Origin of the sequence: Natronobacillus azotifigens (genome assembly GCF_026805325.1) — a bacterium.
GTDB lineage: Bacteria > Bacillota > Bacilli > Bacillales > Amphibacillaceae > Natronobacillus > Natronobacillus azotifigens.
The window spans coordinates 18,101-32,659 of record NZ_JAPRAT010000026.1 but is presented as its reverse complement, the minus strand read 5'-3'; the positions used below and the strand labels follow the sequence as shown (position 1 = coordinate 32,659).

15 protein-coding genes are annotated in these 14,559 nt (G+C 37.2%); 1 reads left to right on the top strand and 14 read right to left on the bottom strand.

The genetic code is table 11. The annotated features are described in order from the left end of the window. Positions 1–48 precede the first annotated feature (48 nt). From OWO01_RS12475 to rpsU, 11 genes are all read right to left on the bottom strand, one after another. Positions 49–426 carry a diacylglycerol kinase family protein gene (locus tag OWO01_RS12475; protein ID WP_268780794.1) on the bottom strand — a complete coding sequence of 126 codons (378 nt, stop codon included), beginning with the start codon at positions 424–426 and terminating at the stop codon, positions 49–51. Continuing rightward, the gene (gene ybeY / locus OWO01_RS12470; RefSeq protein WP_268780793.1) at positions 401–868 is read right to left on the bottom strand and encodes an rRNA maturation RNase YbeY; all 468 of its coding nucleotides are present in this window, start codon (positions 866–868) and stop codon (positions 401–403) included. The genes OWO01_RS12475 and ybeY overlap by 26 nt, the downstream gene beginning before the upstream one ends. Then, positions 868–3,042 (bottom strand): HD family phosphohydrolase, encoded by a 2,175-nt coding sequence (locus OWO01_RS12465; protein ID WP_268780792.1) that lies wholly within the window; start codon positions 3,040–3,042, stop codon positions 868–870. The genes ybeY and OWO01_RS12465 overlap by 1 nt, the downstream gene beginning before the upstream one ends. A 346-nt stretch (positions 3,043–3,388) precedes the next feature. Beyond that, the gene (locus OWO01_RS12460; protein ID WP_268780791.1) at positions 3,389–4,351 is read right to left on the bottom strand and encodes a PhoH family protein; all 963 of its coding nucleotides are present in this window, start codon (positions 4,349–4,351) and stop codon (positions 3,389–3,391) included. A gap of 3 nt (positions 4,352–4,354) precedes the next feature. Further along, entirely contained in the window at positions 4,355–5,569 is a 1,215-nt protein-coding gene (gene yqfD, locus OWO01_RS12455) for a sporulation protein YqfD (protein ID WP_268780790.1), read from the bottom strand. An 18-nt stretch (positions 5,570–5,587) separates the two neighbouring features. Beyond that, positions 5,588–5,899: a sporulation protein YqfC gene (yqfC, locus tag OWO01_RS12450; RefSeq protein WP_268780788.1), complete on the bottom strand. Its 312-nt coding sequence runs from the start codon at positions 5,897–5,899 to the stop codon at positions 5,588–5,590. A gap of 74 nt (positions 5,900–5,973) precedes the next feature. Continuing rightward, positions 5,974–6,438 carry a hypothetical protein gene (locus OWO01_RS12445; RefSeq protein WP_268780787.1) on the bottom strand — a complete coding sequence of 155 codons (465 nt, stop codon included), beginning with the start codon at positions 6,436–6,438 and terminating at the stop codon, positions 5,974–5,976. 176 nt (positions 6,439–6,614) lie between these two features. Then, entirely contained in the window at positions 6,615–7,625 is a 1,011-nt protein-coding gene (gene floA, locus OWO01_RS12440) for a flotillin-like protein FloA (protein ID WP_268780785.1), read from the bottom strand. 12 nt (positions 7,626–7,637) lie between these two features. Continuing rightward, positions 7,638–8,915 carry an NfeD family protein gene (locus OWO01_RS12435; RefSeq protein ID WP_268780813.1) on the bottom strand — a complete coding sequence of 426 codons (1,278 nt, stop codon included), beginning with the start codon at positions 8,913–8,915 and terminating at the stop codon, positions 7,638–7,640. Positions 8,916–9,348: 433 nt separating this feature from the next. After that, complete coding sequence (locus OWO01_RS12430; RefSeq protein WP_268780784.1) at positions 9,349–9,795, bottom strand: GatB/YqeY domain-containing protein; 447 nt, start codon at positions 9,793–9,795, stop codon at positions 9,349–9,351. A 65-nt stretch (positions 9,796–9,860) separates the two neighbouring features. After that, positions 9,861–10,034, bottom strand: coding sequence for a 30S ribosomal protein S21 (rpsU, locus tag OWO01_RS12425; protein WP_017472618.1), 174 nt, complete (start codon positions 10,032–10,034; stop codon positions 9,861–9,863). Positions 10,035–10,236: 202 nt separating this feature from the next. Between rpsU and OWO01_RS12420 the strand changes: the two genes are divergently transcribed. Further along, positions 10,237–11,157 (top strand): Na/Pi symporter, encoded by a 921-nt coding sequence (locus tag OWO01_RS12420; RefSeq protein ID WP_268780783.1) that lies wholly within the window; start codon positions 10,237–10,239, stop codon positions 11,155–11,157. A gap of 315 nt (positions 11,158–11,472) precedes the next feature. On the opposite strand, the gene mtaB is transcribed toward OWO01_RS12420, so the two are convergent. The 3 genes from mtaB to prmA are packed head-to-tail and all read right to left on the bottom strand — an operon-like array spanning position 11,473 to position 14,536. Beyond that, a complete protein-coding gene (gene mtaB / locus OWO01_RS12415; RefSeq protein WP_268780782.1) occupies positions 11,473–12,819 on the bottom strand; it encodes a tRNA (N(6)-L-threonylcarbamoyladenosine(37)-C(2))-methylthiotransferase MtaB in 1,347 nt (448 codons plus the stop codon). A 5-nt stretch (positions 12,820–12,824) separates the two neighbouring features. After that, entirely contained in the window at positions 12,825–13,577 is a 753-nt protein-coding gene (locus OWO01_RS12410) for a 16S rRNA (uracil(1498)-N(3))-methyltransferase (protein ID WP_268780781.1), read from the bottom strand. 23 nt (positions 13,578–13,600) lie between these two features. After that, complete coding sequence (gene prmA / locus OWO01_RS12405; RefSeq protein WP_268780780.1) at positions 13,601–14,536, bottom strand: 50S ribosomal protein L11 methyltransferase; 936 nt, start codon at positions 14,534–14,536, stop codon at positions 13,601–13,603. Positions 14,537–14,559: the final 23 nt, after the last annotated feature.

Here is a 14,559-nt window from a genome sequence, read left to right as displayed (position 1 = left end):
TTAAGCATTTCGACAAAAGTTCTAAAAAAATTCTAATTCTAAAGTAATCTAAAACATAACTATAATTTTCGGGAGGAATATAATTATCCCTACTAGTAACGCAATCACACTTGTGACTAGCACCGCCCCTGCTGTTAAGTCTTTAATCCTTCCAACAGCCTCATTTCTTTCCGGTGCAAGATAATCCATTATATGTTCAACGGCTGTATTGAACATTTCCGCTGTTAGTACCATACCTATTGTTATCAATAATGACACCCACTCTAACTTAGATACCCCAAGAATAAAACCAAATAAGACAACCATTAACATAATAATGATATGCACTCTCATATTAATTTCTGTTTCTAAAGCATGCCTTACACCATTGGCTGCATAATAAACACCTATACGATTCTTTTTATTCTCTTGGTAATCCGAAGCCATTAAGCAATTCCTCTTGTCTAGAGAACATTTTTTGTTCATCTTCTGATTGAATGTGATCATAGCCTAAAAGATGTAAGAATCCATGCAATGCTAAAAATCCATACTCTCTTTCTAAACTATGTTTATATTCCTCAGCTTGTTCCATCGCTTTATCCACAGAAATAACAATATCCCCTAATACTATAGGTAACTCTGTACCGATAATGGCAATTTCCCCATCCCCTTCTTCTTCAAGAGCAAAGGAAATAACGTCTGTCGGTTGATCGATTTGTCGATAATTACGATTAAGCTCTTGAATTTCTTGGTTGTCAACAAAATTAATCGAAATTTCAGCCTCAGAAGTAATACCTTCTTGTTCGGCAGCATAGGTTATTAATCGCTGTATCATATCTACGTAGTCCTCAGTAACAGTGTTGGTCTGATCATGAAAATCTATTTGCATTATGCTTCCTCCTTATCCTCTGTAGGATATTGAATTCTCGAATGATAAATTCCGTTCAATGTTTCGCTAATCGTTACTTTAATTTTTTCTAACTCTCTAAATGTAAGGTCACTATCATCGAATTGGCCATCAGTCAATCGATCTTGAATAATGGATGTAATTAACTGGTCGATTTTCTCTTTGGTAGGTTCGGACATCGAACGTACAGCTGCTTCAACAGAATCACAAATCGAAATAACTGCAGCCTCTTTTGTTTGTGGCCTTGGCCCTGGATATCGGTAGTCTTTTTCTTTCACTTCTTTGTTTTTTTCTTTTTCCTTATAATAAAAATATTTTAATAGCGTCGTACCATGATGCTGTTCAGCAACATCAATAATTTCTGTCGGCAAGCGATGCCTACGCAGTATTCTTGCTCCTTCATAAGGATGTGCCATAATGATTTCAGCACTTTGTTTTGGATCTAAATAATCATGTGGGTTGGTTTGACCCATTTGATTTTCAATAAAATAGTGAGGTTGTTTTGTTTTTCCTAAATCATGATAATAAGAAGCAACTCGTGCGAGTAAGCCATTTGCTCCGATATTTTCACAAGCCGCCTCACTTAGGTTTGCGACCATTACACTATGATGATACGTTCCAGGCGCTTCCATAAGGATTTTCCGAAGCAACGGATGGTTAGGACTAGATAACATCAATAATTTTGTGTCCGATAAAATGCCTAGCACAGACTCAAAAAACGGTAACACTCCTATCGTTACAATACTGGAGATAAAAGCAGAACTCAAACCATAACCACTAAGTAGAAACACGTCAGACGAATTATAATTTTCATACGATAAAAAAAGAAATGCTAAGATGATTAACATATTCACGATTGCTGTCGCCATACTTGCACGAAAAATTGCAGCCCGATCTTTAATGGCTACTAAAAAAATAATACCACTTAATTGAGAGAAAAGCATATAAACGCCAGCTTCTAAATTTAGTGAGCCTGGAATTTGTCCATTAAAGATGATCATTGCCATGATCGAGAAGACAATAGAGAAAATAATAGCTATTCTATCTCGATACAATAACTTTAACAACATACTACTTGCTGCAATAGGAACGAGAAAAAATAATTGATTGGTTTGTGATGCAAAAAAACTAATAAATTTCATAATAAGAATAGTTCCAAACGTAATTAAGACAAGTGCAAATAATTTTTTCAAGTCCAATGGAGTTTCCTGTTTATGCTTTATTAATACATAGGCAATAGCCCCAGTTAAAACGGTAATCAAAATAAATAATCCAATTAACGGGAAAACGTTTCGATCGCTATCTAACAATCCCACCAACATCAGTTTATCATAAAGTTCATTCGTAATGGTTTGTCCCTCTCTTACAATAACCTCCCCTGCGCGAATCATCGCAGGCTCTACATTATTCATCGCCTGTCTTTCCGCTTCCACTGTTTGATCAACAGAAAAGAAACTATTCGGTACTAGTGCAAATTCCCCCAGTTCCAATAATATCTCTCTTGATTCAGCACTCATTGTCGAAAATTGAAAACGCTGATTCATTTGCTCCACTGCATCATCAAGTTCCTCCATCCGAATACCTTCAGTAAAAAGGTTAAATAAGGTTGTTGTTAATAATTCTTGGACAATGGTACGCTCATTTTCATTTGTGTTTTTTAACTCTACTAGGGTTTCTTGATCTATCCCATCCAATATTTCAGAGCTTAGCATTTGTCGTAAGTCTTGCATCTTATCCTCGGTCGATCTTTCTATTTCTCCTTCATTGTCCCTATTAAAATTTTCTTCTTCAGGATCACCATCTAGTTCTGTTTGCTCTGATGATTGGGAATTTACCGTATCTAATGCATCAAATAATTCCTCTATATAACCCACACGTTCTTCTGCGACTTGATTGGAGATTATATAGCGGTCTTCAACCGATTGAAGGGCTTCCCTTCTTCTCCGTTCCGTTTCTCTTGTATCTTCTATTGTTAACGGAGACCGAATTGTTTCTGAAGCATTACTAAATCGAGCAATTTCGTATGTTTCTGTATATACATTAGAGATTGTAAACAAGAAAAATAATAGACCAATAACGGTGAGGGTTAGACTCAATTGAACTGGTTTATTAATAGCTTTCAATTTTTGCTTGAAATTATTCCATTTGGATTTCATAACGAAGTCTCCTCACCTTTATACAATAGATATTATTATAGGTTACTATTATCATACAATGATTTCAATCAACTGTACATGATCGGTTGAATTTTTATACAGAAAAAGACCCAAAAACTGGGTCTATCTTGTTATTTAGGTAATTATAAAATTCGTTAGCTGAAGGTAACTTTTCCGAACAGAATATCGCCTCGTTCAGCTCCAAGCACCAAAAACTAGAAAACTTCAGGAAGCAATCTGCGATAAGTCATCATCGGATCGCAAGCAAAAAGTGATTCCTTTATCTCCATTGATCCGCTCCAGTTGCTACCTTTATAATCGGGGCTCTACGCTTTTGTTCTTATGCTTATTCACCTGCTTGTTCGTATGCCGCGATTATCCTTTGAACCACAGGGTGTCTAACCACATCTGTCTGTTGTAAATAAACAAGCCCTACTCCAGGAATATCACTTAACTTTTGTTCGATTGATTTTAAACCAGAGATAACTCCTCTTGGTAAGTCTACTTGCGTAATGTCACCTGTTATTACCATTTTCGAGCCAAACCCCAACCTTGTTAAGAACATTTTCATTTGAGCCGGTGTCGTATTTTGTGCTTCATCTAAGATGACGAATGCATCATCTAGCGTGCGCCCTCGCATATATGCTAATGGAGCAATTTCAATAGTACCACGCTCGATTAAACGGGACGTGTGTTCGGTACCTAGCACATCATGCAATGCATCATATAAGGGGCGTAAATAAGGATCTACTTTCTCTTTAAGATCGCCAGGTAAAAAACCCAAGCTTTCCCCAGCCTCAACCGCAGGTCTTGTCAAGATAATTCTTTTCACTTTGCCTGCTTTTAAAGCTTGTACTGCCATAACAACAGCTAGATAGGTTTTCCCTGTACCAGCTGGTCCAATACCAAAGACCAAGTCATTTACTTTTATGCGATTGACATAAGTCCGTTGACCAAGTGTTTTAATCCGAACAGATTTTCCACTAGCGTTTTTCGTTATTTCTTCATCAAAAAGTTTATCAAATTGATCAATTTTATCTTTTTTCGCTAACTCAACAGCATAGATAACATCACGTTCAGAAACAGTGATCCCTTTTCGAATTACTTGCAATAATGCAAGCAAAACTTCTTCTACCAGTGCAACCTGACTTTCGTTCCCTTGGACACGAACTTGTTCGCCTCGAGTAATAATGGAAACTTGTATCTCTTGCTCTAATCGTTTTAAATGTCGATCTTCTGTTCCAAATAAAATCATTGCCTCATTTGGATCTTTTACTTGTAAGTCAATTAAGTGTAAAGCTTGTGACATAGATTAATCTCCTTGAAGAATTCCTTGGATTTTTGCTATATTTTCCTCTACGGTAAAGTATAGGTGTAAGTTTACTTTACCATTCTCAAGAGATTCGTGCAAAATTTTTTGATCAATTATTTTTGCATCTCGCCCGATCATTTGTTGCAACTCTTCTTTTGCTTGATGCAATCCCACTTGTCTTGCTTGTTCCACTGTTCGTTTCTCTTCGACATACTCTAATTGATAAATTTCTTCTTTAATCCAATAAATCGGTAATTCCCATTGAAAGAGTTGAAGTGAATGTTTATTTGTTTCTATTTGATGGTCTTCATATTTTTTTTGAAAAAAACCCCATATCGGGATCCGTAAACTCGAAATACCTAGATAATATTTATTTGATTCTTCCCCAGTTAACACTTCATAACTTGTCTCCAATGGAACGGAGAGATTTGATTCATACCATGTATTTGCGTATATTTCTGCTTTCGCAGCAACTGGAGGGCTGCCATTCTTTTGCTCTTCTGACTCTTCATCTTCCTTAGCAGTTAATTTCCCTGCAACTAAAGTTTGCCCTTTTCTAACGAAATCATTAATTTCTACTAATGGTCTCCCTTTTTCAACATACATATCTACAATAACCCCATCTTTACTTGCGATGATGTTACTTGCCTTACCAACTTCCTGTTGAGGAACTTGAGTCTTCTCTACCACCTCTAGATGATAGCTTGTCCCTTGTGGTTGTACACCAACCCATAATAATTCCGGATGCTCTTCAAGCAGCTTTTTTTGGATTTGATCAGGCGAATCGACAAGAAATTTTAATCGACCACGATAAATTCCTTCATTAGATAATGTCTGTTGAATTTTCTTTTGAACTTCTGGCCGAACCCCTGTAATCTCGATATTCCAGATCAAATTCGATAAATAAATAATCAGAATTAAGCTACATATCAACGCAGTTAGCAATGGTTTTTTCTTTCCGATTCGCCTGAATGCGAATGGTGCTCCTATTCTTTTTGAAAAAGATAATTTATATCGTGTTTTTTTTCTCAAGCGCCTTATTAGAGAGATATCTTGCAAAAAAACATCGCCAGTACAAGTTGTTTGATTTATTTTACGGATGCTCCAGACACGAACACCATTACGTACACAGAGATCAAAGAATAATTCCGGATAATAGCCGGTTACTTGGATCCTCACATAGCCTTTTAGCCACTTTGCTTGTATTTGCTTCATACCTTCCCTCCATGTTGATCAGGATTGCGGGGCGAAATCTATTCCACTAATTTTTCCCTCAATCAGAATTTCTTCTGGTAAGAGAGTTTTTATCACTAAATCATTTCCTTTTATAACGAGAGAGCCATTCACTAACTTAAGTCGAACTTCTTGGTCAGAAAAAAGCATCAATCCTCGATGATTCTCTACATATGCATGGAAATGACCAATAGTTGTAATTCTTGGCAACTCTAATAATACATCAGAAGGTAGCTTAAGATGATTCGTTAACCAAGTATTAACATGTTGTTGCCATTTCTTCACCTTAATCCCTCCTCTTCTATCCAACATATGAGGAAAACAGATAAATCAGAACACAAAAAAACTGAAAACAAAGCACACCGCTTGTTTTCAGTTTCCTTATATTATCGATGAAGTCGGTTTGAATGGTACGGTTTTTTTGCTCTAGGCGGACCCAGAACCTCTGCCATAATTACACTCTCTGCCAGTCCCTCTTTTGATATATTTTTCTTGATCGATAATTTTGTTTTGCGTTTTTTAGTCGTCCTTACATTCGTTTTCTTCTCGTCACTTAGACGTGCTCTCATTTGTTGTGACATTTTCTTATTTTTTTGCGATTGACCTTTTTTGGATTGGATATTCATATCTTTACGCAAACGTTCCAACTGATCAGCATGACCAGACATCTCTACGTGATCTTCAGTAACAGAAGCTACATGCTTTTCAACAGGATCACTTGCTTCGGTAGTGTTCGATGGCCTAGATTGCTTTTTCGGAATTTGTTCCTCATCTTTATCTCCATTAAAAGCTTTCAACAAGCCGCCGCCAACCATAATTAATAACGTTATAATAGGCAGAAAATCCTCCATATTTCCACTCCTCTCATAAAGGGAAACTTCAATCAGTAAGGGTTTAAGGTTTTCCCCACTGTTTGTAAGTTGAACCACTCGGGGTGTTAGCTCCCGTTACTCCCGCCTAAACAATTTTGATTTTCTTGTTTTTTTGAAGCGGGGCTTACAGACGGTTGCTCCCGGATAAAGAGTTATTATTCTTCATCTGAGTCATCTTCGGATAATTTGCCAATCGAATCTCTCATATCTGTATCTGCGTTAATATTTTTATAATTCATATAATCCATAACACCCATATTTCCAGAGCGAAGTGCTTCTGCCAATGCCAATGGTACTTCAGCTTCTGCTTCAACCACTTTTGCACGCATTTCTTGTACACGAGCAACCATTTCCTGTTCTTGGGCAACAGCCATTGCACGGCGTTCTTCTGCTTTTGCTTGTGCAATATTTTTGTCTGCTTCTGCTTGATCAGTTTGAAGGATCGCACCGATATTCTTGCCGATATCTACATCCGCAATATCAATCGATAGAATTTCAAATGCTGTACCTGCATCAAGCCCACGATTTAGAACATTATGTGAGATAGAATCAGGATTTTCTAATACTTTTTTGTGTGATGATGAACTACCAATTGTGCTAACAACCCCTTCACCAACACGAGCAATAACCGTATCTTCACCTGCACCACCGACAAGGCGGTCAATATTTGCTCTTACTGTGATTCTTGCTTTTGCTTTTACCTCAATACCATCCATCGCAATACCTGCAATAAACGGCGTTTCAATAACTTTCGGGTTAACACTCATCTGTACTGCCTGTAACACGTCACGTCCCGCTAAGTCTATCGCTGCCGCGCGCTCAAAACTTAATTCAATGTTGGCACGTTGTGCTGCAATTAGTGCATTAACTACTCGGTCAACATTACCACCAGCTAAGTAGTGACTTTCTAACTGGTTCGTGTCAACACCAACACCAGCTTTATGCGCTTTAATCAACGGGCTAATTACACGTGTTGGCACCACTCGACGTAAACGCATTCCAACTAATGTAAAAATACTAACTTTTACACCAGCTGCTAGTGCACTAATCCAAAGTGCTACAGGAATAAACGTTAATAAAATGACAACAGCAATAATAATTACTGCAATAATAATAATCGGTATGAATTGATTAATTGTTATATCTGTATTAGCTAATGAAAACATATTATCTTCCTCCTATTTTTCCTTTAATTCTCTTACAACAATTCTTGAACCGTTTGTATGAATAATTTCAACTGGTCTATCCCTTGCTATGAATCCCCCCTCTGTTACAACATCGAGCCGCTCTTGGTCAATGATCATCGTTCCAGCAGGGCGTAATGGTGTAACGGTAATTCCTTCTTTACCTATCAGTTCAGTACGGCTGGCAGAGGAAATATAGCCTCTCTCTATGGTTTCAGCATCATTTAAGATAACATACTTAAAGAATCCTTTTTGTAATCCAATTTTTTTAAACAGAATAATCGCAGTTATGATTGTAACGGCCAAAGCAATCAAAATACTTATACTCAATTGAGCAACATCATCTGTTGCCATGAATAAAGAAATTACTACACTTAAAATACCTAGAACACCAAGTATTCCGCCTGGGACAAAGAATTCAGCAACAATCATGGCAATCCCTAGTATTAATAGGATCATAACTTCATAACCAGCAAAGCCTGCAATAATATGACCATAGAAAAATAAAATTAACGACAATAAGCCGATTGAACCAGGTACACCAAAACCTGGAGAGTACAGCTCAACAATCAAACCAATACCTGCTAAGGAAAGTAGAATCGATACTACTTGTGCGCTTGTTAAGAATCGTGCTAATTCCTCTGCAAAGGTGACTTCCATCTCTAAAATTTCTGCTTGGCTTAAAGATAATTCTGCTAATAATTCGGTACGATGATTAACCGTTCCTTCAGAATAGCCCACTTCTATTGCAGAGTTTGGACCCAAGGTCAAGAACTCACCTTCAGGTGCACCATATTCAGGCAAGTCAATTTCTGAATCAGCCATTGCTAGGGCATATAGTCGATCCCTACCTTTAGCTTCTGCTGCACTGGCCATCGCTTCTTTCCAATAGGAATGTGCTTTATCATCAGCCGCATTACCATCACCAGTAATAATACCACTAGCACCCATTGTAGCTTGTGGGTTCATATATATGTAATCGGCAAATAGGGCGATATAAGAACCAGCAGACAACGCCTGACTTCGGATATAAGCAGTCATGGGAATATTTATATCTTGTAACATTGCCCCAATATTATTAGCTGCATCAACACGTCCACCTGGCGTGTTAATTTCAAAGATAATATGATCTGCGTTGGCATCGATCGCTTCATTGGTCGTTCTTCTTAGAAAAGCTTCCAATCCACGTTCTACTTCCCTTTCAATAGGAATGACATATACTAACTTCCCTTCTCCTGTTTCTTCTGCTGATAACTCTACCGTTGAGAACATAGAAAAAGCTAACAAGCTAAATAGAAACAACAGTCCTATTCGAGACACGATATTATTCACAACCTCTCCCTCCCCTCAACTTATTGACCAGATGTTTAAAGAGATCGTTAACAAAGTCTGAGATAAGTAAAAATTGAAATAGCAAGGGATTTACATGCTACATGCAGATTAAACTGATGAACAAACATACCCAACTAACATTCTAAGCCCGTATCTCAGGAAACTATTATGTGTTCTGCTACACAAAGCTTTACTATCAAGACTTCCTGGTACATGTCTTACTGTTTATTACAATTCTCATGCTTTCCCAACTGATTTATTAAAACCAACAATAACCACTTTATCATTATAACATGTAAATACCAAATAATCCCCTATCAAGAAAAAATGATAAGGGATTATTTGAAATTCTACTTATTTTTGCAATGTGGAATTATGATAAATGTTTTTGAACAAGTTTATTTACTTCTGTTCCATCCGCTTTGCCCTTTACTTTTGGCATAAGCGCACCCATCACTTTACCCATTTCTTGTTTTGAAGTAGCATTCACTTCTTCAATCGTTTGTAAAACAATTGTTTCAAGTTCTTCATTGGAAAGCTGTTCTGGCATATATACTTGTAAAACGTTAATTTCATTATTCAAGTTTTCTACAAGATCGTCTCGTCCAGCTTCTTTAAACTCATGGAGGGAATCTTTACGTTGTTTTAACTCTCTTGTTAAAACAGTTAATTCTTGTTCTTCTGATAATTCGTCATTCCCAAGTTTAATTGATTCATTTTGCAGTGATGCTTTCACCATGCGAATAACGCTAAGCGTTTGCTTGTCTTTATTACGCATTGCTTGCTTCATATCTTGGTTCAGACGCTCTAATAATGACATTATGCTCCTACACCCTCTTTATAAGGAAATAATAAAAGTATTATTATATTATCCTTACCTGAAAATTACTTACGTTTTCTAGCCGCCTCAGATTTCTTCTTACGACGAACACTAGGTTTCTCATAGAATTCACGCTTACGATATTCTGACAATGTACCTGATTTTGATACACTGCGTTTAAAGCGACGAAGAGCATCTTCAAGAGACTCGTTTTTACGAACGCGAGTTGAATTTGACATGCTAATTTCCCTCCCTCCGAAGCATCCAACAGTTTGATACGACATATGTACTACATACACATGTCTCTATGACATTATAATATAACGAATTTTATTGGTCAACTTTTTGTTGAAAAACTTCGTTAAATTACGTATGAAATTCTATTCTATTCTTTCTTGTTTTCCCATATCCTGTTCTTATAGATAGTGAGGTGTACAAGCAATGGATTTTATCGTCCAATTCTGTTCGTTCCTTGTGATATTTCTAATTGGAATTAGATTATTACAAACAAGCTTACTTTTTTTTGTCGGAGAAAAAATGAAACTCTGGTTGACTGTTGCCACTAACAACTTACTAAAATCGATCATCGTTGGTACTGTCGCAACCATCCTTCTGCAGAGTAGTTCATTAGTACTAATCCTTACCATAAGTCTTGTTACGATTGGGGCGTTACCCTTTCGCCAAACAATCGGAATCATTCTCGGTGCAAATGTAGGAACAACTATTTCAGGAGAGCTCTTAGCGCTTGCACCAAAAGACTTGTATTTATTTATTTTATTAATCGGATTGATACTATTATTAGCGAAAAAAAATTCTATCTTTTTCTTTGGCGCATTTTGTGTTGGGCTGGGTTTAATCCTTGTTGGATTGACCGGGTTTGAGTCTTTAGCTGCTTGGGTGATAACAAATAATCGTTTGGTTCATGTAGTGGAAGCAATAAATAACGAAACATTTTTCGCTATACTAACGGGTACAGGGCTTAGTGCAACGATCCAATCATCAAGTGCATCATTTGGTATCATTTTAGCGTTATTTGACCAACACCTGATTTCACTAACTGCTGCAATAGCTATTATGTTAGGCACAAACATTGGAACATGTGTGACTGGTTTGATTGCTATGATTGGCGCAAAGAAAGAAGCAAGACTTGTTGCGTATAGTCATACGTATTTTAATTTATTCACTGTAGCTGTAGTTTCACCATTTATCGGCACCTTAACTAAAATAGCAGAGCATTTGGCCAATGATCCAAAACTTCAACTAGCTCACATCTCGGTTGTCTTTAATATAATATCAGTAATAATTGTCCTACCATTCCTACCAATTATCGAACGTTACCTTAAGAGAAACAAACGAATTTAAGCACCTAACAAACCACTGAATATCCATAAACTGCGCATTAACGAGAAGTTTTTATACTCGCTTCTCAAATGAAATTGACTCCCTTTCCGCAGGGCGCGGCTTCAGCTAACTCGGAAGAAATACACTTCCGAGTGGTTTTTCTTGGAGAAGTTAGCTGAAGCCGTACCCGTGGAAAGGGAAAGCCTTGGTTTACGTAGCGAGATAGGAGCACTTACTACGCTGTTTGTGTCAAAATTTGCTTGTAACGACACAAAAAAGAGACTATTTTCAAAAGTAGGTTAACCGATGATAATCTACTGAAATAGTCTCTCTTTTTTACGCGTTTACTTTTTCGCCAACTTCTTCGAGCACTCGAACCAATTTACCTTCGTTTAAAGGGTAACCTGCTTTTAATACCTTCACTCGAACAATCTGGCCGATTAAGTCAGTGGAGCCTGTGAACTGAACTTTCAAATAGTTATCAGAATAACCAATTAATGTTTGTTCACCGCTTTTTTCTTCCCCAATCTCTTCAGGGATAACTTCTACTACATCACCTTCATATAAAGAGGCATATTCTTTCGCTTGTTGATTAGAAAGTTCAATTAATTGATGAACTCGCTCATTCTTCACGGATTCTTCCACTTGATCTTCCATACGAGCCGCTGGTGTTCCTGTTCGTTTCGAATAAGGGAAGACATGAAGTTCTGAATAGCCAATATCTTGAATAAATTGATAAGTTTCTTGGAATTCCTCTTCCGTTTCCCCAGGGAAACCAACAATCACATCTGAGGTTACAGCAAGTCCAGGTAGGGCTTTTTTCAAGCGGTCTACTTTTTCTTTATAATAAGAAGCAGAGTATTTACGTCTCATCCGTTCTAGCACAGTATCTGATCCGGATTGTAACGGGACATGTAGGTGTCGAACAATTTTCTCCGATTGATCCATCACTTCAATAACACGGTCCGATATTTGGCTCGCTTCAATAGAAGAAATACGAATTCGCTTTAACCCATCTACTTTTGTCTCTAAATCTTTTAGTAGATCAGCAAAATCATAATCTTTCATGTCCTCTCCATACCCAGCAGTATGGATGCCTGTTAGAACAATTTCCTTATAACCCGCTTCAACTAATTGTTGCGCTTGTTCAATAACATTTTTAGGATCTCGCGAGCGTAACAAACCTCGAGACCAAGGAATAATACAAAAAGCACAGAAATTATTACAACCTTCTTGGATTTTCAAGGAAGCACGTGTTCGATCAGAAAAAACCGGAACGTCCATTTCTTCAAAAACACGGTTTTTCATAATATTTGATACCCCATTAATTGGCTGTCTCGTTTTTTGATGTTCTTCAATATAACCAATCATTTTGTCACGATCTTGAGTACCGACAACAACATCTACTCCAGGAATCTCAATAATCTCTCCCGGTGAAATTTGAGCGTAACAACCCGTTACACAAACAACTGCCTCTGGATTTTTTCGAATCGCTCGGCGAATAACTTGACGACTCTTCTTATCTCCAGTGTTCGTAACAGTACACGTATTAATCACATAGATATCCGATTCATGAGTGAAGTCTACTCGTTCATATCCTTCTGCTTTAAACTTTTGCCAAATACCTTCTGTTTCGTAATGATTCACTTTACAACCTAATGTATGAAATGCCACTGTAGGCACATTACTCACTCCATTTCTTCAAAATAATAAGATAAACTAGCTAGTGCATAAAGCGCTGCTGTTTCTGTTCGTAAGATCCGTGGTCCAAGCCTAATAAACGTAAATTCGTGTTGCTTAAACTGCTCTATTTCAGAATCAGAAAAACCACCTTCTGGTCCAATACAAATGCACACATGTTCTCCTGGTTGAATCTTTTGAAAATAGTGGCTTAACTTCTTGCTTGGCAGACCACGAGTAGTTTCTTCATAGGCCACGAACCGATGCTGATAAGTATCACTAGTCATCAATAATTCTGGAAATGTTGTGATATCTTCAACAATAGGTAACAACGTTCGATGAGACTGCTCACTTGCTTCTTTTGCAATTTTTCGTAAACGAGACAACTTCTTACTTGCTTTTTTCTCATCCCATTTTACAATCGATCTTGCTGCTTGGAACGGAATAAACGAAGCTGCTCCTAGCTCCGTTCCTTTTTGTAAAATTAATTCGAGCTTGTCTCCTTTTGGTAAACCTTGAGCTATTGTAACATAGACAGGAAGTTCAACGTTTTCTTTTTGCCACGTAATAATTGTTGTTACCACCTGATCATCATCTTTGGCTGTGATCTCACAAACACAACTTTTTCCGTTTGGATGATTACAAATGATTTTATCCTTGACATCCATACGCATTACCCGAGTGATATGATGAACATCGTCTCCGGTAATGATCACTTGATTTTCTTGCCAATTAGATTCTGGAACAAAATAACGTTGCATAGGTAGTTATGCCTTCCTTCCTGTTATTTCCTAGCCATAATGGAAGCCCAATCTTCCATTTGATTTACTTCTAAAATTTCAAAGCCTGCTTCGGTTAAAGCGTCTTTTACGGATTGTTTTTTTGCTTGAATAATACCAGAAGTAATAAAGATCCCACCCGGTTTCAATATCTGATAGGCTTCCGTAACAAATCGCAAAATTATTTCCGCTAAAATATTCGCTACAATAATATCTGGTTGATGAGTAACGTTTGTTAGTAAATTATTTTGTTTACAAACAATTCGGTCATCTACTTTATTTAACTTGGAATTAATTTTAGCTGATTTTACTGCTACCTCGTCTAAATCATAGGCATAAATTTGATTTGCTCCTAGTAAAGCCGCAGCGATACTTAAAACACCAGAACCTGTACCAACATCAATAATAGTTTGACCTGGTTGTACGTATTTCTCTAAAGCCTGTATACTTAATACGGTTGTTGGATGAGTCCCTGTTCCAAATGCCATACCAGGATCTAATTCAATAATAATCTCATCACTTGAGACTGGTGAATAATCTTCCCATGTTGGTGTAATCGTGATTTTTTCGGAAATTTTTACCGGTTTATAGTATTTTTTCCACGCAGTTGCCCATTCTTCTTCATTCACTTCACTTAAGGTAATATGATTTAACCCGAGGTCAATATTATAGACAAGCAGATTGTTAATCGCCTGCTTAATCTGTTCAACTGTTTCTCCTAGAAAACTATTCATCGGAAGATACGCTTTTAGCATAACGCCTTCCTCTGGATAATCTTTAGGATCTAGTTCATACATTTCACCTAATTCCGTGGAACGTTCTTTTAGTAAATCTTCTGCATCTTCAATCACTACACCGCTAGCTCCAGCCTCATGTAGAATATTTGAAATTGGTTCTACTGCTTCATTGGTTGTATGAATACATAGTTCAGACCACTTCAAGTAAATCAACTCTTTTCCTATGA